The sequence below is a fragment of the Pantoea sp. Fr+CA_20 genome (assembly GCF_024520835.1).
Taxonomy (GTDB): domain Bacteria; phylum Pseudomonadota; class Gammaproteobacteria; order Enterobacterales; family Enterobacteriaceae; genus Pantoea; species Pantoea allii.
Map to the genome: position 1 here is coordinate 399,970 of NZ_JALNPN010000002.1, position 18,321 is coordinate 418,290.

At 55.4% G+C, this 18,321-nt stretch carries 16 protein-coding genes; 4 read left to right on the top strand and 12 right to left on the bottom strand.

Features of this window, described 5'->3' with window-relative positions; all coding sequences use genetic code 11:
* Window positions 1–7: 7 nt before the first annotated feature.
* On the bottom strand, window positions 8–490 hold the full coding sequence (locus NR177_RS04305) for a type VI secretion system tube protein Hcp (protein WP_063880125.1): 483 nt from the start codon (window positions 488–490) through the stop codon (window positions 8–10).
* 488 nt (window positions 491–978) lie between these two features.
* Window positions 979–2,001 (bottom strand): LLM class flavin-dependent oxidoreductase, encoded by a 1,023-nt coding sequence (locus NR177_RS04310; RefSeq protein WP_063881209.1) that lies wholly within the window; start codon window positions 1,999–2,001, stop codon window positions 979–981.
* 257 nt (window positions 2,002–2,258) lie between these two features.
* Here NR177_RS04310 and NR177_RS04315 point away from each other — a divergent pair, with 257 nt between their 5' ends.
* Both NR177_RS04315 and NR177_RS04320 read left to right on the top strand, forming a co-directional pair.
* On the top strand, window positions 2,259–3,173 hold the full coding sequence (locus NR177_RS04315) for a ketopantoate reductase family protein (protein WP_256852352.1): 915 nt from the start codon (window positions 2,259–2,261) through the stop codon (window positions 3,171–3,173).
* A gap of 92 nt (window positions 3,174–3,265) precedes the next feature.
* Entirely contained in the window at window positions 3,266–4,324 is a 1,059-nt protein-coding gene (locus NR177_RS04320) for a LacI family DNA-binding transcriptional regulator (RefSeq protein WP_256852353.1), read from the top strand.
* Between the two features lie 102 nt (window positions 4,325–4,426).
* On the opposite strand, the gene tmaR is transcribed toward NR177_RS04320, so the two are convergent.
* The 3 genes from tmaR to dacD all read right to left on the bottom strand — a co-directional run bounded on the left by tmaR (window position 4,427) and on the right by dacD (window position 7,340).
* The gene (tmaR, locus tag NR177_RS04325; protein WP_063880128.1) at window positions 4,427–4,753 is read right to left on the bottom strand and encodes a PTS system regulator TmaR; all 327 of its coding nucleotides are present in this window, start codon (window positions 4,751–4,753) and stop codon (window positions 4,427–4,429) included.
* A gap of 160 nt (window positions 4,754–4,913) precedes the next feature.
* The gene (locus tag NR177_RS04330; RefSeq protein WP_109717329.1) at window positions 4,914–5,969 is read right to left on the bottom strand and encodes an FUSC family protein; all 1,056 of its coding nucleotides are present in this window, start codon (window positions 5,967–5,969) and stop codon (window positions 4,914–4,916) included.
* A 213-nt stretch (window positions 5,970–6,182) separates the two neighbouring features.
* Window positions 6,183–7,340: a serine-type D-Ala-D-Ala carboxypeptidase DacD gene (gene dacD / locus NR177_RS04335; RefSeq protein WP_172823904.1), complete on the bottom strand. Its 1,158-nt coding sequence runs from the start codon at window positions 7,338–7,340 to the stop codon at window positions 6,183–6,185.
* 197 nt (window positions 7,341–7,537) lie between these two features.
* On the opposite strand from dacD, the gene sbcB reads away from it, so the two are divergent.
* A complete protein-coding gene (gene sbcB, locus NR177_RS04340) occupies window positions 7,538–8,959 on the top strand; it encodes an exodeoxyribonuclease I (protein ID WP_096010779.1) in 1,422 nt (473 codons plus the stop codon).
* Between the two features lie 47 nt (window positions 8,960–9,006).
* Here sbcB and NR177_RS04345 read toward each other — a convergent pair whose 3' ends face one another.
* The 5 genes from NR177_RS04345 to ltnD form a co-directional block, all read right to left on the bottom strand.
* Window positions 9,007–10,362, bottom strand: coding sequence for a GntP family transporter (locus NR177_RS04345; protein ID WP_256852354.1), 1,356 nt, complete (start codon window positions 10,360–10,362; stop codon window positions 9,007–9,009).
* A gap of 126 nt (window positions 10,363–10,488) precedes the next feature.
* Window positions 10,489–11,274 carry an HPr family phosphocarrier protein gene (locus tag NR177_RS04350; protein ID WP_241567642.1) on the bottom strand — a complete coding sequence of 262 codons (786 nt, stop codon included), beginning with the start codon at window positions 11,272–11,274 and terminating at the stop codon, window positions 10,489–10,491.
* Complete coding sequence (locus tag NR177_RS04355; protein ID WP_256852355.1) at window positions 11,274–11,900, bottom strand: aldolase; 627 nt, start codon at window positions 11,898–11,900, stop codon at window positions 11,274–11,276. The genes NR177_RS04350 and NR177_RS04355 overlap by 1 nt, the downstream gene beginning before the upstream one ends.
* Window positions 11,893–13,155, bottom strand: a complete 1,263-nt coding sequence (gene otnK / locus NR177_RS04360; RefSeq protein ID WP_306277982.1) for a 3-oxo-tetronate kinase — start codon at window positions 13,153–13,155, stop codon at window positions 11,893–11,895. Before otnK ends, NR177_RS04355 begins: the two co-directional genes overlap by 8 nt.
* Window positions 13,155–14,060 (bottom strand): L-threonate dehydrogenase, encoded by a 906-nt coding sequence (ltnD, locus tag NR177_RS04365; RefSeq protein WP_109717334.1) that lies wholly within the window; start codon window positions 14,058–14,060, stop codon window positions 13,155–13,157. Before ltnD ends, otnK begins: the two co-directional genes overlap by 1 nt.
* 264 nt (window positions 14,061–14,324) lie before the next feature.
* Between ltnD and ygbI the strand changes: the two genes are divergently transcribed.
* Window positions 14,325–15,092 carry a DNA-binding transcriptional repressor YgbI gene (ygbI, locus tag NR177_RS04370; protein WP_256852357.1) on the top strand — a complete coding sequence of 256 codons (768 nt, stop codon included), beginning with the start codon at window positions 14,325–14,327 and terminating at the stop codon, window positions 15,090–15,092.
* Between the two features lie 54 nt (window positions 15,093–15,146).
* Here the strand turns inward: ygbI and NR177_RS04375 are convergent, their stop codons facing one another.
* Both NR177_RS04375 and NR177_RS04380 read right to left on the bottom strand, forming a co-directional pair.
* Window positions 15,147–16,505: an APC family permease gene (locus NR177_RS04375; RefSeq protein WP_063880136.1), complete on the bottom strand. Its 1,359-nt coding sequence runs from the start codon at window positions 16,503–16,505 to the stop codon at window positions 15,147–15,149.
* 375 nt (window positions 16,506–16,880) lie between these two features.
* Window positions 16,881–18,296 (bottom strand): glutamine synthetase family protein, encoded by a 1,416-nt coding sequence (locus NR177_RS04380; RefSeq protein WP_096010784.1) that lies wholly within the window; start codon window positions 18,294–18,296, stop codon window positions 16,881–16,883.
* Between the last annotated feature and the right edge of the window lie 25 nt (window positions 18,297–18,321).

The window sequence follows — 18,321 nt, forward strand, 5'->3', positions numbered from 1 at the left end:
GATTCACTCAGCTCTCTTTATTTTGTTTAATATCCCAACCGGCTTTGGTTTCCGCGCCTTTGGTGCCGCTTGCGCTTTGTTCCCAATAGCTGGTTGAAACTTTGGATGCCTGAAAAGCGTAGTCAACCACAATAGTGTCACTTTGCCCGATGCCGTTGAAATTGGTCGCGGTAACCAGAACATCTTCTAATACGATTTTGGAATACTCGACCTGGCTTCCACCGGCTTTACAGACGGACAGTTCAACTTTTGAAACATGCTTTCCGCTGGAACAGTATTTAAGAATGGCAGGCGTAGATTTATCGATTAACGCTTTAACACGCAGATCGTTGAAATTCACTTTCCCTGCGCCGCCACCGCCTCCCACCGCCATATTGCCGGGTTGTGAAGCCCCCCAGTCAAATGACAGCACGTCGGTCCATCCTTTATGGTTGCTGTCCTGGGATTCTCCTGTGGTACCTTCAACTTTCAAATAAATATCGATCGCCATTAATTTTTTCCGATTACGTTGTGATGAGGATAAAACGGGCGTTGCAATCCGTTATGTTCAGTAGGTTTCGACAGAATTTAGTGCCATTTGATATTAAAAAATATAAAGCAGCATGCAATGACTGTCGTAGCGTGCGAACAAGAAATAAAAAGACGCCTGCGTGTTTTACGCAGTGAAAATGAATATGTCAGGATATCTAAAATAGAGGTATCCTTTTGAAGATCTTGATACATTAATAAAATTAACATGACTTCATGTCAATTAATTTACAACGCACGCTAATTTATTGGGATAAATCTGAAAGCAAATATTATCGAAAGGTTATCGTTTCAAGAGGTAATAGTTTTAACCAAAACGCGGCACTGCCATCGATCTAATCGGCAGGCGTTGGGAGCGCGAGGGCTGCCGAAGTGGGGTGATTATTGAATAAAAAAACCCACGCAACCAGTGCTGCGTGGGGTTATCAATCGGCTGGAACCAATCAGGGCTTAACGCCAGCCCAGCTCCGGAGCCACATACTTCAGAATCGATTCTATGACGTGCGCATTGTAATCCACGCCCAGCTGATTCGGCACGGTCAGCAGCAAAGTATCGGCTTCAGCTATTGCTTCGTCCTCTGCCAACAGCTTGATCAGTTTTTCCGGTTCGGCGGCATAGCTGCGGCCGAAAATGGCGCGGGTTTTCTCATCCAGAAAACCCACTGAATCCTGATCCTGTCCACTGCGGCCAAAGTAAGCCCGGTCCATATCATTTACCAGTGCAAAAATACTGCGGCTGACGGAAACCCGTGGCTCACGCTGGTGCCCTGCCGCTTTCCAGGCTTCACGATAGGCGCGAATCTGTTTAGCCTGCTGAATGTGGAACGGCTCGCCGGTTTCATCATCTTTCAGCGTCGAGCTTTGCAGGTTCATGCCCATCTTCGCCGCCCATACGGACGTAGCGTTGGAGCCGGAACCCCACCAGATGCGATCGCGCAAGCCTTCAGACAGCGGCTCCAGGCGCAGCAGGCCGGGTGGGTTCGGAAACATCGGCTGTGGATTGGGTTTGGCAAAACCTTCGCCACGCAGCGCATCCAGGAACACCTCGGTGTGACGACGGCCCATGTCGGCATCCGTCTCGCCTTCCTGCGGTGCGTAGCCAAAGTAGCGCCAGCCATCAATAACCTGTTCTGGCGAACCGCGGCTCAGTCCCAGTTGCAGGCGACCGTTAGAAATCAGATCGGCCGCACTCGCGTCTTCCACCATATAAAGCGGATTCTCATAGCGCATATCGATAACGCCGGTGCCTATTTCAATTTTTTTGGTGCGCGCGCCGACGGCTGCCAGCAGCGGAAACGGCGAGCTGAGCTGACGGGCAAAGTGATGCACACGAAAATACGCGCCGTCGGCGCCCAGTTCTTCTGCCGCCACGGCAAGATCGATAGACTGCAGCAATACGTCCTGAGCCGAACGGGTGGCTGACTGAGACGAAGGTGTCCAGTGGCCGAATGAGAGAAAACCAATATTTTTCATCTGTGACGTCTCCTGACGAAAGACGGTTGCTTTCGCGTTATAAACCGTAATGCACAAAGGGTACGCCAGCTTGTTCATCACTGATAGTGAATATCCTTAAGCGCTACGTTCAAGAATTTTGACATAAGGTTAGCCTGCCAGTCCCTATCCTGTTGGCGTTCAGGTTGTAATATTACTTGCGAGCGCGTTGGATTTTGACGCATAACAGAAATTGCGGCGCTGTGTTAGGGCAGACGCTTTTCATACAAGGATATCGGATGCGCATTTTAATGGTGGGTGCCGGAGCAACCGGCGGATATTTTGGCGCACGGCTGGTACAGGCCGGGCAGGATGTGACCTTTCTTGTGCGTGAGCGCCGTCTCAGTCAATTACAAGAAAACGGCCTCGTGCTGCAAACCCCATCCGGACGCGAAGTCCTGCAACCGCAGTTAGTCACTGCTCCTGCGCTGAACAGCCCGTTTGACCTGATCATTCTGACCGTTAAAAGTACCGGCCTTGAGCAGGCGTTGCGCGATATGAATAACGCGGTCGGGCCAGAAACCCTGATTATGCCGATTCTCAACGGTATGCGGCATTTCGATACCCTGATTGCCCATTTTGGCGCAGACAAGGTGGTGGGCGGCCTGTGCAAAATTAACGCCACGCTTAACGAACAGGGCCATGTGGTGCAGCTCACGCCACTGCATCAGCTCTATTACGGTGCGCTGGATGGCCATAACGACGCACGGCTTCAACAGTTGGATGCGGCGCTACGCACCTGTTCGGTAGAGACGTTTTTTACCGAGGATATTATCAGTGAACTGTGGGAAAAATGGCTGCTGTTAAGCACGTTAGGCGCGGTCTGCTGCCTGGCGCGAGGTAACACGCAACAGGTGCTGAACGCTGAAGGCGGCGAGATGCTGCTTCAGGGCATTTACGCTGAGGTGCTTCAGGTTATTTGCGCCGAGGGTTATCACCCCCGCCCTGCCGTTACCGCCAAAATTTATCAGTGGCTGAACAATCCGGCCACGCCGATGACGTCTTCAATGTATCGTGATTTGACCCAGGGTTTCGCGATTGAAGCAGAGACCATCATTGGCGACCTGCTGTTTCGCGCCAACCGTCATAGTCTTACGGTGCCGCTGTTGAACGCGGTGAACGTTAACCTGCAAATCTATCAACAGAACCGTTAAACACGGAAGTGATGAGAAAGCAGCCGCGCCGTTGCAGGACGCGCGGGTAACGGAATTTTGTTACACTCGCTGCCTCATCTTATGGAGGAATAATGACGTCCCGCTCTGTGACCCTTGATGATGTTGCCCAACTGGCTGGCGTTTCCTATCAAACTGTTTCTCGTGTACTTAACCGGTCTGAGCAGGTCTCCCCCCGCACCCGAGAAAAAGTTGAAGCGGCGATGCAACAACTTAACTATGTTCCCAACCGGGTCGCGCAGCAGCTGGCGGGAAAAGCCACCCGCACCCTGGGGCTGGCCACCAGCAATCTGGCCCTGATGGCACCGGCGCAAATTGCCTCGGCCATACAGCAGCGCGCCGCCAGAGCCGGATACCACCTGGTTATCGCCATGGACAGTGAAGACAACCCCGAAGCCACGGTGAATGAACTGATGGCCCAACGTGTTGATGCGGTGCTGATTAATATCCCTTTAGAAGCGGCTGAGGCAGAAAAAATCCGCGCGATGTGTGGCAAAAAACCCGTACTGTTTCTGGATGCCGATCCGCATGCTGTTGTCTCTCACTGCCAGTATTCAAACGAACAAGGGGCACGTGCCGCCGTGGCGCACCTGATTGCCCTTGGACACCGGCAAATCGGCCTGCTCAATGGCCCTGTGCGCTCGATATCGGCGCGTCAGCGCGAAGCCGTCTGGCGTCAGATACTGGCCGATCATCAGCTCTCCCCCTGCTGCGTACTGCGCGGCGACTGGAGCGCAAAATCGGGCTATCAGGCCATGCTGACGCAGCTACCCGATGCCCTGCCCCAGGCGCTGTTAGTGGCGAATGACGAGATGGCGCTGGGCGCGATGCGAGCGCTGCATCAGCACGGCGTGGCGATCCCGGCCGATATTTCCATTGTGGGGTACGATGACACGGCGGAAAGTGCCTGGTATCAGCCCCCGCTCACCACCGTTCGTCAGGACCTTCAACAACTTGGCACCCACAGCGTTGATCGGGTGCTGGCCGAACTGCGCGGTGAGGCGGTGACGTCCCGCATACTGGAGCCGGTTCTGGTGATACGGGAAACCACCGCCGTACCCGCCAGTCAGGACCTGGACTTGTCCGATCTGGCCCGTCAGCTGCAGCAGATTGCGCGTAAGCTCTCGGGTTAAGCGTTTTAGCCCGCCATGCGGGCGCAAAAAAGCCCGCCCAACCTGAGGGTTGCAGCGGGCCCGTGATATCGGTAACGGACGGTCTGCGCTACCGGCGCGCCATTATGGCGCTTTTGTCTCACCCACGCCCAGCGTCTTGAGCTTTTTAGACAGCTCACGGCGCTCTTTAGACAGGTCAGCATTTTTGATGATGTATTCATCAACGCGATCTTCATAGTCAGCACGCATGCTGGCGATGATTTCCTGAATCGCCTCAACGCTCATGCCGGGTTTAATGTATTCGCTCAGGTTATCCAGCAGCAGTACGCGCTTTTGGTTGTCACGAATTTTCTTCTCATTATCGACAATTTCACGCTGCAGTTTGTTCTTGCGGCGAAACGTACGCACAAACTCAAGTACGTCCTGAAATGATTGCTTGGCATTTTCCATGATGGCACCTTTCTTTAAGCCTGCTAAAGCAGGGAGAGAGTCAAAACGATCAGCTTAGCGGCTAGCCAGCCTTATGGGCAATTCTCACAGCTAAATTCGGACTGGCTCTTATCTTAGCGCAAAAAAACCGGGTTTCGCATTAAGTCATTGTCTGAGGTGATTATTTACGCAGCGCCAGACGCATCAAATCGGTCATGCGCTCCAGCTGCTTCGCCAGCTCCAGACTCAGCCAGACATAGCCATAAATCGGCGTTTCCTCCAGACGGTCGCTGCCGTCGGCGATCAACTGCTTAAGTTCTTTGACGATTTCTGTTAACTCATGGTTGGCAGCAATAATGTCATAGGTTTCCCCCTTCACCGCCATCACCGATAAGGTGCGTAACGCGTTTTCCGTCATCTGCTGGGTACGACGCAGTGCCGGGGCGTTCAGCATAATCAGATGGCTTTCCCGCGATGCCCACCAGGCATTAATTTGCATCTCAATGGTGTACACCATATTACGGTTAATGGTCTGAATCGCTTCAAACACCGAACGGGGAATGCGCGTTTCCTTACTGGACGGCTCCAGCAAAGCCCGCATTTTGATCACGCTGGTGAGCAGTTTACCAAACGGCTTGTTCAGTCGCGGCTTGTCCACCAGGTTGGCCGAAAACCCCGCATGATAGATTTTTGCCATCTCGCCCAGCGTATCCGAAAGTTGGATACGCCAGTGAATATACGCGCGTTGCGCCCAGACGGCGGTAAATATCAGCGCCAGCAGCGAGCCTAAAATCACATCGCCGCCGCGCCACATGGCAACGGTGAAATCCCCCATCGGCGCGCCCACCACCACGCAGAGCGTGATGCCAATCAACAACGCCATATAGGGATGTTTCCCCAGGGTCAGATAGCCGCTGATAAACATAATCAGCCCGCACCATGCCAGCATGCCCGGCAGCGAAATGATCTCCAGCTTTAGCGCGATTAATCCCGAAATGGAACCGGCAATCGTGCCACCAATGCGCTGAATGGCGCGGGGAAACACATTGCCCCACGTCGAGATCGGCCCCATGACGACCACCAGCGTAATCAGTGGCCAGGTGCCTTCGGGGATTTCAGTGATGCGGACAAATAAAAAAGCAAAGAGAAACGCGACCGCGATGCGCAGACCGTGCACGCTGCGGTAATGACGATACAACCAGAATTCCAGATTTGAGATGGGCTTATCAGAGCGCAAGGTGGCTGTCCGCTGGTAAAAAGGTGATTCTACGCGATGCGCCCTGTCAGTCCTGGCGCGCCGTCAATATTTTAGTGAATGCCTGAAGCAATGGGCCATTATCTCCGACCCGTGACCGTAAATCAGCAAAATTAACCGCTCAGGTGGCCAGGCGGTCCTGAGGCAGGCGATCGCCCGGCACCTGCCCGACAGGCAGGTGCGCGTTGCGTGAGATTAAAACTTACGTTTCAGATAGTCAGAGAGGCGGCTAACTATGCCCGCTTCGTTTACAGCGCTGAGCGCCACCAGTGGATAACTGGCAATCTGCTTATCTTTGTCCATCACCTGGATTTCCCCAATGTTTTCATTGGCTTTCAGCGGCGCTTCCAGATCGGTACGTTGAATGACGTATTTGGCTTTGACGTTCGGGATTTCACTGCGCGGTAGCGACAGATAGACGTCCTCTGCCGTGCCCACTTCCACCTGGTGCGGATTACCATACCAGACATGCTCGCTGCCAATTTTCTTACCGGCATGGAACAGTTGCACCGTGTCGAAGGTATTCTGTCCCCAGACCAGTAGCTTGCGGGCCTGCTCTTCGCGCCCTTTGGCACTTTTACCGCCCATGATCACGGCAATCAGACGGTGCTGGCCGACCACATTCGAGGCCACAATGTTGAACCCGGCCGTTTCGGTATGGCCCGTTTTCAGACCATCGACATGCAGGTTGTTATCCCACAGCAGGCCATTACGGTTGTTCTGGGTGATGCCATTCCAGGACAGGGTTTTCTCACGGTACATGGCATAGAAATCTGGCTCGCCGCTGATAATGGCGCGGGACAGTTTTGCCATGTCCCGCGCGCTGGAGAATTGTCCTGGTGCATCCAGACCGTGGACGGTTTCGAAATGGGTATTTGCCAGGCCCAGTTTCTCAACGTAGTGATTCATCAGCTTAACAAAATTGTCCTGGCTCCCGGCGACGTAGTCGGCCAGCGCCACGCAGGCGTCATTGCCTGAGTCGATGATGACGCCACGGCTCAGGTCGCGCACAGTCAGTTTATCGCCTGGCTTAAGAAACATCAGCGAGGAACCTTTGAAGACCGGATTGCCCGCAGCCCAGGCATCTTTGCCCACGGTGACCATATCGTCGCGGGTAATTTTCTTTTGATCGATCGCGCGATCGACCACATAACCGGTCATCAGTTTGGTCAGACTGGCAGGATTGCGGCGCTCGTCGGGGTTGCCCGCGGTAAGAACCTGCCCCGTGGTGGCATCCATCAGCACCCATGACGCGGCATCAATCGCCGGTGGCGTCACGGGAAACGGCATATCGTCGGCCTGTGCCAGCGAAGCCCAAAAAACAGTTACGGTAATTAACAGACGCCTTTTCAACACTTCATCCTTAGTTGCGCAAATAAAACAGACGGGAACAGCCGGACGTTTTACGGCAAAAGCCTTAATAAGGTTTAAATAAATTGAAAAAAAATATGAACTGCTGCGCGCCGTTACGCAGCATTGCCCTGCACGGTTGTACTGAAGCGCGCAGAAGACTATCCTGAACATTGATTTTTTGCAGACAGGACAGCGACGTGCCCGCCTCTGAATTAACTTTCTTGTTCCACGATTACGAAACCTTCGGCACCAGTCCATCCCTGGATCGTCCGGCGCAGTTTGCCGGTTTACGTACCGACAGCAACTTCAATCCGATTGGCGAGCCAGAGGTGTTCTATTGCCGTCCTCCGGATGATTACCTGCCCCAGCCCGAAGCGGTGATGATCACCGGCATTACGCCGCAAATTGCCGCCTCACGAGGCGTGAGCGAGGCTGAATTTGCCGCCCGTATTCATGCCCTGTTCACCACAGAGCAAACCTGCGTGGTGGGCTACAACAACGTACGTTTTGACGATGAGGTGACGCGGAATATTTTTTACCGCAACTTCTACGATCCCTATGGCTGGAGCTGGCAGAACGGTAACTCCCGTTGGGATTTACTGGACGTGATGCGCGCCTGCTATGCGCTGCGGCCCGAAGGCATTAACTGGCCAGAAAATGAAGACGGCTTTCCCAGCTTCCGGCTGGAGCACCTGACCAAAGCCAACGGCGTGGCCCATGAAAACGCCCATGATGCGATGTCAGATGTGTACGCCACACTTGCCATGGCAAAACTGGTTAAAGAGAAACAGCCCAAACTGTTTGAGTTTTTGTTTACGCATCGCAACAAAAACAAACTCATTCAGCTGGTCGACATCCCCCAAATGAAACCGCTGGTGCACGTTTCCGGTATGTTTGGCGCGGCGCGCGGCAATACCAGTTGGGTGGTGCCGCTCGCCTGGCATCCCGACAACCGTAATGCGCTCATCGTGGTGGATCTGGCCGGGGACATCACGCCGCTACTGGCGCTGGATGCCGACAGCCTGCGCGCGCGTCTGTATACGCGCAAAAGCGATCTCGGCGATCTGGCAGCCGTTCCCGTTAAGCTGGTACATATCAATAAGTGTCCCGTGCTGGCACCGGCGAATACCCTGCGACCTGAAGATGCCGAGCGTTTGGGTATCGATCGTCAGTTCAGCCTGGATAACCTGGCGACGCTGCGGCAACATCCCGAGGTGCGTGAAAAACTGGTGGCGATCTTTGCCGATGCAGACCCCTTCACGCCGTCGGATGATGTCGACACTCAGCTCTATGATGGTTTCTTTAGCGATGCCGATCGGGCGGGCATGAACATTATTCGCCAGACAGCACCGGCGAATCTGCCCGCGCTGGACCTGACGTTTGACAGCCCACGCGTGGCTAAGCTGCTGTTTCGCTACCGGGCACGTAATTTTCCGGGCACGCTGGATGATGCCGAGCAGCAGCGCTGGCTGCAGCATCGACGCGAGGTGCTGAACCCGGAGAAGGTGCAGTCCTTCCTGATGGAGCTGGAATCCCTGGCCAGCCTGCATGAAAGCGACCAGGAAAAAGTGGCACAGTTGAAAGCGCTGTATCGGTATGCGCAGGAACTGGTGTCCTGACGCTCAGACTGGCCGGGGAAAGCCAATCGCCTTTCCCGGCCAACGCATCAGATCACCCACCACAGCGCCCAGGTCAGAGCAAAACCGCACAGCCCCATCAGGGTCGTCAGTACCGTCCAGGTTTTTAACCCATCCGCCACCGACAGGCCCAGATAGCGGGTCACCACCCAGAAGCCCGCATCGTTAACGTGAGACAGCCCAAGCCCACCGAAACAAATTGCCAGCGTCACCAGCACCCGATGCACATCATCAATGCCGCCGACGGCCTGCGTCAGTAAGCCACTGGTGGTGAGAATCGCGACGGTGGCCGATCCCTGAGAGGCGCGCAGCGCCAGTGACAGAATAAAGGCGGCAGGGATTAACGGCAGGTGCAGTGTTTCCAGCGCCAGGGCCAGCGCTTTACCTACGCCGGACTCCACCAGCACCTTACCAAAAGCGCCCCCTGCGCCCGCAACCAGAATCACGCTGGCCGATCCCGGAATCGCCCGCCCGGTCAGGTCTTCCAGCTTATCTTTGCTCCAGCCACGGCGGATGCCCAGTAGCCAGGCAGCCAGCCCTAATGCAATCAACAGCGCAACAGGTGGCGTACCAATGACCGTCATCACTTTCCCCAGCAGGCTGTCTGGCGCCAGCAGTGAGTGCGACAACGTGCCCAGCACAATTAAAACAATGGGAACCACGATCAGGCCACTGATGGTCAATGCGCCCGGTGGGGCCGGCTCATTTTTCTTGCTGGCACCTTCAGGCTTCGCCATCTGTAACTGTTCCAGCACCTCGACTGACAGATGATACTGACGGCGATTCATCACCCGGGCGACGTAATACCCTAAAATACCAACCGGAACAGAGATAAGAATCCCCAGCAGCATCAGCCAGCCCATATCGGTGTGCAAAATCGCTGCCGCCGCCGCCGCACCCGGATGAGTGGGCAATGCCACATGCACCGTTAACATCACCCCGGCCATCGGCAGGCCAAACTTTAAGGGGGAAACCCGAGCCACCTTGGTAAAGCCGTAGATCAACGGGATAACGATAATAAAGCCCACTTCAAAAAAGACCGGGATGCCCAGAATAAACGCCGCCATCGTCAAGGCGGCAACGGTCCGTTTCAGGCCCAGGGTTTTACTGAAGCGTTGGGCCAGCGACTCCGCTCCGCCGGAGGCTTCGATAATGGCCCCGAGCATGGCACCCAGCACAATAATAATGGTGATATGGCCCAGCAGCCCGCCCATGCCGCTGATAATCGTCTCCATGATTTTTTCAGCCGGGATACCGGTCGCTATCGCCACCAGCAGGCTGACAATCAGTAGCGCGACAAAGGGGTGCACTTTGGCTTTAATGACCAGCAGCAGCAGAATCACAATGCTGGCGGTCGCGATGGCTAACAGCAACGCAGTCGTCATGGTAAACCTCAGAGTAAATTATCTTTTTTAGGATTTTTGGTTACAGCTCAACCTGATGCTGGTGCGTATAAAAGACGACCAGAACTGCACCGGTGCTGACACACCGGTGTGATGTTTATCAATTCCTTAGCGGTTTTTTGCCCAGGGCGAGAACCAGTTCAGCCCCTGAACGGTGTCCCCGCGCGGGATATACTCACAGCCGATCCAGCCGTCATATCCCACCTCATCCAGTAAGCGGAACAGCCAGGGATAATTGATCTCCCCTTCGTCCGGTTCATGGCGGTCGGGGGCCGCGGCAATCTGCACGTGGCGGTAACGTCCCGCGTAATGGCGAATCAGATGGCTGAGGTTGCCGTCCACGATCTGGGCATGGAACAGATCAAGCTGGGTAAACACGTTGGGGCGGTCGATCAGGTCGACCATCTCCAGCGTCTGATACTGGCTGGCATACAGATAGCGCGGTTTCGTCGTGGGATTTAACGCTTCGATTAATAGCCTGATGTTATGGGGTGCGAAGCGTTCAGCGGCGTAACGCATATTGCTGACAAAGGTATCAACGTACTGCTGGCGATCCGCACCCGGCGGTACGGTGGCCGCCATGATATGCACCTGGGGACAGTCAAGCGCCAGCGCGTAGGCCAGTGCGCTGTCGATATCGGCCCGTGCCTCCGCTTCCCGGCCTGGGATAGCGCTGACGCCCCATTCGCCAGCCGCAACGTTGCCCGGTGCCGTATTGAACAGCACCAGCTTTAGGCCGTTGTCATCCAGCAGCGGTTTTAGCTGCTCAGCCGGATAATCATAAGGGAACAGAAACTCCACCGCCTCAAATCCGGCCTGTGCAGCGGCGGCAAAGCGCTGCAGGAACGGCACCTCGTTGAACTGGGTAGACAGGTTGGCTGCAAACTTTGGCATTATCGGCTCCTGAGTTCAGCGACGTCGTCAGCGCTGAGATAGCGGATCGCCCGATCGCCCAGGGTAAAGATCAGGCGCGCGGTCTCTTCCAGTTCTTCGGTATTGTCCGCGGCTTCCTGCAGAGATTTACCCACCACGACCGGGCCATGGTTAGCCAGCAAAAACGCACGATAGCGCGGTGCCAGCTGTGCCAGATCTTCCGCCAGTCGCACGTCGCCGGGTTTGTAGTAAGGCACAACCGGCACATCGCCCACCCGCATCACCACGTAGGGCGTGAACGGGCGGATGCAGTTCTGGCTGTCCAGATTTTGCAGGCACGACAGCGCGGTCAGGTAGTGGCAGTGCAGATGAACGACCGCCTGGCAGTCCGGATTGTTCAGGTAGAGCGCCCGGTGAAAGGCGATTTCTTTTGAGGGCTTATCCCCGCCAAGCCATTCCCCCTGTAACGTGACCGTTGACAGACGGCTGGCATCCAGCGCTCCCAGGCAGGAGCCGGTGGGTGTTGCCAGCAGATTGCCGTCGTCCAGCAGCAGGGAAAGGTTGCCGGCTGACCCGGTGGCATAACCGCGCTGGAAGAACGACGCACCGAGTTTGACCATCTCTTCACGGGCCTGTTGTTCAGTCATGGGGAAACTCCGTTTGCGCGCGACGGAAAAAGTGCTCGTCGCCAAAATTACCGGATTTGAGCGCCAGCGACAGCGGCTGCTGTATATCTCTGACCCAGGGAACACCTGGCGAGATCACCGGGCCAATATGAAACGCGGTGACGCCCAGGCTTTGGGCGACCACGCCCGAGGTTTCGCCGCCCGCGACAATAAAACGCTGCCAGCCGCGGGATTGCAGTTCCCGGGCCACCTGCGCAAACAGCTGCTCTACCGCTTCACTACTGCGCTGCGCGCCATATTGCTGTTGGATCGACTGCAGCTGTTGGGCCTCAGCGGTGGCAAATAACATCGGGGCCAGCGGTCCATCGCTATTTTCTGCGACCCAGTCACAAAGCACCTGTGCGTAATGTTCATCACTGAGACAACGCTCGACGCTGATCGCCTGGGCTGGTGCCTGCTGTTGATAGGCCGTGACCTGGCGATGAGTCATCTGTGAACAGGAGCCGGACAGCACGACGGCCCGCTCACCCTGCGGATAACCGGCACGCTGCGCCTGACGTTTATCGCCGCTGTCGCCTGACCACTGACGTGCCAGCCCAATCGCCAGCCCGGAGCCACCGGTAACCAGCCGCCTGTCCTGCAGCGCCTGGCCCTGTGCTAACAGATGCTGCTCACTGAGCGTATCAATCACCACATAGTTAACGCCCTGCTCGCGCAGTTGATCCAGCTGCTGCTTTATCGCCATGGCACCCTGATCCACGGTGGCGGCAGAAATGAGACCGGCTGTTCCCGTACTCTGACTTTCCATCAGCCGTAGCAGATTGCTGTCAGTCATTGGCGTGACCGGATGATGACGCATGCCGGAGTCGGACAGCAGCTGTTCACCGACAAACAGATAGCCCTGATAGACGGTGCGACCGTTCACCGGCAGGGCCGGACAGATTACCGTTTGCGTCTCATTCAGCTCAGCCAGCAGCGCATCGGTGACCGGGCCAATATTGCCGCCGCGCGTGCTGTCGAAGGTGGAACAGTATTTGAAATAAAAACGTTCACAGCCTTGCTGTTGCAGCCAGCGCAGCGCGTTGAGCGACTGTGCTACCGCCTGATCAGCCGGACAGGAACGTGACTTAAGGCTGATCACAATGGCCTGCGCATCAGACGGCGCGTCCTCCTGAGGGATGCCGTTAAACTGAATCGTGGACAGGCCGTTTTGCACCAGAAAGCTGGCAATGTCGGTTGCGCCGGTAAAGTCATCGGCAATCACACCTAAGCGCATCATGCTTTCTCCTGGCGCTGCGGCAGCGTAATCCCGCTGAAGATTTTAATGACCGCGCTGTCATCCTCGCGCCCAAAACCGGCATTGCTGGCTTCGGTGAACATAGTGAGTGCGGTGGACGCCAGCGGCAGCGGGAAATGCAGGGCTTGCGCAGTATCGGCGACCAGATTCAGGTCTTTCACAAAGATGTCGACCGCTGAGGTTGGGCGGTAATCGCCGTCAACAACGTGGCGCATGCGGTTTTCAAACATCCACGAATTCCCTGCGGCATTGGTGACTACCTCATACATCGTATCCAGTGGAATCCCGGCGCGGGCGGCCAGCGCCATCGCTTCGGCCCCGACGGCAATATGCACGCCAGCCAGAAGCTGATGAATGATCTTGACCGTGGAACCCTGACCGATTTCGCTCCCGACGCGGTAAACCTTCGCCGCCACCGCGTCCAGCACCGGCTGCAACGCCGCAAATGCCGCATCGCTGCCTGACGCCATGACGGTCATGTCGCCTGTCGCGGCTTTGGCGGCACCGCCTGACACCGGCGCGTCCAGCATCAACAGTTGATGGTCAGCCAGCCCTTGTTCGATTTGCTTTGCATCCTGGGCAGACAGGGTTGAGGAGACCATGACCACCGTGCCGGGTCGAAGCCTGGCAGCCAGCCCCTCTTCGCCAAACAGGATGGCGTTAACCTGCTTCGCGTTGACCACCAGCAGCAGCACGGCATCAAGCTGCTCAGCAAACGCGTGCGCTGAGGTCTGCGCATCGCGCGCGCCAGCCTGACGCAGTGTCTCCAGCGCCTGCGGATTCAGATCGACGCCCCACGTTGACAGCCCTGCCCGGATACACGACTGCGCCGCGCCCATTCCCATTGAACCTAAGCCTATGACACAGACTTGCGAAACTGGCATCGGTGGCCTCCGTTGTTAAATTAAGTGAACTTTTGATTTCTGTTGTTAATAGTGCCAATAAAGTGCGCACAAAAACGTGCCTTAATTCACATAAATTAACGCAAAAGGATCGATGTTAAACATTTATTCACACTGGGAATGCGTCAGCCCTGACCGATCAGCGCCTTTAACAGCCGGTTCAGCGGGGGAAACCGCGTTAAAATTTCCGTGTGTCTTCGTGAGCCGATGCTCTACAATGTGAAAAAATGATAAATCGAGGTTGTTATGATCCCCGTTGAGCGTCATCAACAGATCCTGGCTCTGGTGGCAGAGCGCGGCGTCATGAGCATTGCCGAGCTCACGGAGCGGTTTGGCGTGTCACATATGACCATTCGCCGCGATGTGCAAAAGCTGGAAGAGCAAGGCGCGGTGCTGTCGGTGTCGGGTGGCGTGCGTTCCGCTAACCGGCTGGCCAGTGAACCCTCGCATCTGACCAAGACGGCCCTGTTCAATGAGCAGAAGAAGGCGATAGGACGACTGGCGGCCCAGCATATTCCGCGCAACAGCTGTATTTATCTGGATGCCGGCACCACCATGCTGGCACTGGCACGGGAAATCGCCGAGCGGGACGATTTGTTAGTGGTGACCAATGATTTTATGGTGACCAATTTGCTGATGGAGACAAGTCGTTGTCGGGTCATTCATACCGGCGGCACAGTATGTCGCGATAATCGCTCCTGCATTGGCGATGCGGCAGCGCGCAGCCTGCGCCAGTTGGCAATCGATATTGCGTTTGTTTCCACCTCAAGCTGGGGACTGCGTGGATTGTTTACGCCGGACGAAGATAAAGTGGCGGTGAAGCAGGCGGTATGTGACGTCAGCAGCAAACGCGTGCTGCTCAGTGACAGCTCTAAATACGACAAAATCGCCACCTGGCTGGCCTTACCGCTGGAGACGTTCGATGTCATTATTACCGACAGTCAGCTGAATGCGACGGGACGCGAAGCGTTGAGTACGGGGAGCTGGGAATTGGTGATCGCGCGGGAAAACTGAATGGATGCTGCCCTGCTCTGCTCCCGTCATCGGGAACAGAACAGGGCCAGGGTCTTACACTTCTTCGCTAAACTGCGGAACAGGATTGCGGAAACTGCGGGTCACAAACGCCAGATAAATAATACCAATGGCAGCCCAGATCAGGCCCAGCACCATTGAGCTTTGCTCCAGGTTTACCCACAGCGCACCCACGGTCAGCGCGCCCAGCATCGGCAGAACCAGATACTGGAAGTGATCGTTAAGGGTTTTGTTACGTTTTTCACGTACCCAGTACTGCGCGATCACCGACAGGTTCACGAAGGTAAAGGCCACCAGCGCACCAAAGTTAATCAGCGCGGTGGCGGTGACCAGGTCAAAGTTAATCGCCATCAGCGCCACGGCGCCGACCAGAATCACGTTCAGGGACGGCGTGCGCCATTTGGGATGGATATAACCGAAGAAACGCTCCGGGAAGACACCATCACGGCCCATCACATACATCAGACGTGAAACACCCGCGTGCGCCGCCATACCGGAAGCCAGTACCGTGACCACAGAGAAGACCAGGATACCGACCTGCAACGCTTTACCCGCCACGTACAGCATGATTTCAGGCTGTGAGGAGTCCGGCTCTTTAAAGCGCGAGATGTCCGGGAAGTACAGCTGCAGGAAGTAAGACGCCACGATAAACATCAGGCCACCAATCAGCGCGGTCAGGAAAATCGCACGCGGAATGGTCCGTTCTGCATCTTTGGTTTCTTCCGACAGCGAGCTGATGCCGTCAAAGCCCAGGAACGAGAAACACAGAATGGTCGCCCCCGTAATCATCGGCACCACATGGGCGTTCTCCGACCAGAACGGCTTGCTGCTGACCACGGTTCCCGCGCCTTCACCGTGCGCCACACCGTAAATCACCATGGCCGTAATCCCGACCATCACCACAACCTGCAGGATCACAATCACGCTGTTGAAGTTGGCAACGGTTTTGATGCCCTTAAGGTTGGACAGCGTCATAAAGCCGACCAACAGCACCACGAAAATCCACGACGGGATACCTGGCACCAGGGTTTCAAAATAGTTTTTTGCCAGCAGGATGTTAATCATCGGCATGAACAAATAGTCCAGCAGCGATGACCAGCCCACCATAAAGCCGACATGCGGACTGATTGCCTTTTGAGCGTAGGTATAAGCGGAGCCCGCAGATGGGAAGCGGCGTACCAGCTTACCGTAACTCACGGCAGTGAACAGAATCGCAATCAGGGCGAAAGCATAAGCGGTAGCAACGTGACCGTCGGTCAGACCCGAGACAATCCCAAAGGTATCAAACAGGGTCATCGGCTGCATGTAGGCTAAGCCCATCATGACAACCGGCAGTAACGTCAGCGTTTTTTTCAGTTGAGCACGTTGTGGTGCAGCAGAGGTATTAAGCGACATGCTTCAGTCCTCCTTGCGCAGCAACCTGACTGGGTTGACTCACAAGGATACTGCGCATTAAGCGACAGGGAGTAAGGTTTGCGGCAAGCGCGGCGCCGTAGTCGTCACGAAAACGTGTACCAGCCTGAGCCGGTAGAGTATTAAACATCCCCATCTTTACATCCTCTATCTCACGCCAATGCGTGTTTTCAGTGTTTATCTATCCGGGTACGCGCCCGGCCTCGGTTGTGTCAGCGAAAATTCACTCTGTGATAACGTGCAAAAAAATAACCGGCGCGGTGAGCGTCGGTTATGTTCTGAATTTGCAGGGGGCGTATTTTGCCCCAACCCAACGCATTATTTCAAGACGTTGTCGCATAGAATGCAAAATATTAATCAGGCGTTCTTTAACATCCAATCAATTTCCGTGGAAGTGATTAACCTTTCGAACTGCATTAGTTCATAATTTTTACAGCTAAACCACACTTTGGCAAACTTCTCACCCAGTAACTTTTGTAAAGGGTTGCTGTTTTCAAATTCATAAAGGGCATCACTTTGCCGTATCGGTAATGCCAGCCCTTCTGCCTCATGACCGTTACCTTTTACCGGCTGCGGTAAGGAGAGCGGCGTATCAAGACCGTGCAACATCCCGGCTAAAATCGCTGACATCACCAGATACGGATTCGCATCCGCCCCGGCAACCCGATACTCAATACGACGACTTTCTATATCGCCACAGGGGATGCGCAGCGCCACCGTGCGGTTGTTATGGCCCCAGGATGCCTGTAACGGCACATAGGCTTCCGGTACAAAACGGCGGTAGGCATTCACGTTCGGTGCCAGTAGCGCCATGGAAGCCGGCATTAAATCAATCATGCCGGCCAGGGTGCGCTTCAGCAGCGGTGAGTCGCTGCCGTCGTCGCAGGCAAAGGCATTATGGTCGGCCGCATCCAGCATACTGATATGCACGTGCATGCCACTGCCTGCATAGTCCTCATAGGGCTTCGCCATGAAGGTCGCCGTCATGCCGTGATTTTCAGCCACCTGACGAATCAGGCGCTTAAGCTGAATGGCGTGGTCGCAGGCGCTCAGTACGTCCCGTGTATGGTGCAGGTTGATTTCAAACTGCCCAGGCGAGGCTTCTGCCAGCGCGCCGTCGGCTGGAATCCCCTGCAGGCGGGCCAGCGTGTCGATATCCCGTAGTACATCGGAGAAGTGATCAAGGTTGTCCAGAGAATAGACCTGGCTCTGCATATTGCGCTCGTCGCTGCCCGGCGCACAGGGCGGCTGAATAAAGCCTTCGGCATCGCGCTTTTTATCGACCAGATAGAACTCCAGCTCTACCGCTACCACCGGAAAAAGCCCTCGGTTACGCAGCTGTTGCCACAGCCGGTTCAGGACATTTCGGGGTTCAACGTCAAAGGGAGTGCCATCTTGGTTGCACATGGTTAACAGCAGTTGTGCAATGTGTTGCGGATCGGCGGCAGAGGGAACGAGCGTATCCGGAATGGGGAGGCAAAGATTATCGGGCTCGCCGAGAGACTGTCCCAGCCCGGCGTCTTCAACGGTGTTGCCAAGAATATCCATGGCAAACACAGAAGCGGGGAAGTAGCAGCCTTTCTCCAGCTTCGCTAACGCGGAAACCGGGATGCGCTTACCACGAAAAACACCATTTAAATCATTCAGTAAAATATCAACGTACTGCGTTTCAGGGTGGCGCTCCAGCCAGTTTTTAACTTCTTGCTGGAACGCGCTGGTTCGTCTCTCTTCACTGTGCAACGTGAAGTCTTCTACTTCTACCAGGTTAGTCATGATTTCATCCGCCTTTAACCACAAA

Bases quoted from the DNA above. Each gene is read 5' to 3' on its own strand.
- NR177_RS04380 (WP_096010784.1), bottom strand. From the start codon at position 18,296: ATGACTAACCTGGTAGAAGTAGAAGACTTCACGTTGCACAGTGAAGAG.
- otnK (WP_306277982.1), bottom strand. From the start codon at position 13,155: ATGCGCTTAGGTGTGATTGCCGATGACTTTACCGGCGCAACCGACATT.
- tmaR (WP_063880128.1), bottom strand. From the start codon at position 4,753: ATGGAAAATGCCAAGCAATCATTTCAGGACGTACTTGAGTTTGTGCGT.
- NR177_RS04310 (WP_063881209.1), bottom strand. From the start codon at position 2,001: ATGAAAAATATTGGTTTTCTCTCATTCGGCCACTGGACACCTTCGTCT.
- ltnD (WP_109717334.1), bottom strand. From the start codon at position 14,060: ATGCCAGTTTCGCAAGTCTGTGTCATAGGCTTAGGTTCAATGGGAATG.
- NR177_RS04320 (WP_256852353.1), top strand. From the start codon at position 3,266: ATGACGTCCCGCTCTGTGACCCTTGATGATGTTGCCCAACTGGCTGGC.
- NR177_RS04355 (WP_256852355.1), bottom strand. From the start codon at position 11,900: ATGACTGAACAACAGGCCCGTGAAGAGATGGTCAAACTCGGTGCGTCG.
- ygbI (WP_256852357.1), top strand. From the start codon at position 14,325: ATGATCCCCGTTGAGCGTCATCAACAGATCCTGGCTCTGGTGGCAGAG.
- NR177_RS04315 (WP_256852352.1), top strand. From the start codon at position 2,259: ATGCGCATTTTAATGGTGGGTGCCGGAGCAACCGGCGGATATTTTGGC.
- NR177_RS04375 (WP_063880136.1), bottom strand. From the start codon at position 16,505: ATGTCGCTTAATACCTCTGCTGCACCACAACGTGCTCAACTGAAAAAA.
- NR177_RS04350 (WP_241567642.1), bottom strand. From the start codon at position 11,274: ATGCCAAAGTTTGCAGCCAACCTGTCTACCCAGTTCAACGAGGTGCCG.
- NR177_RS04345 (WP_256852354.1), bottom strand. From the start codon at position 10,362: ATGACGACTGCGTTGCTGTTAGCCATCGCGACCGCCAGCATTGTGATT.
- NR177_RS04305 (WP_063880125.1), bottom strand. From the start codon at position 490: ATGGCGATCGATATTTATTTGAAAGTTGAAGGTACCACAGGAGAATCC.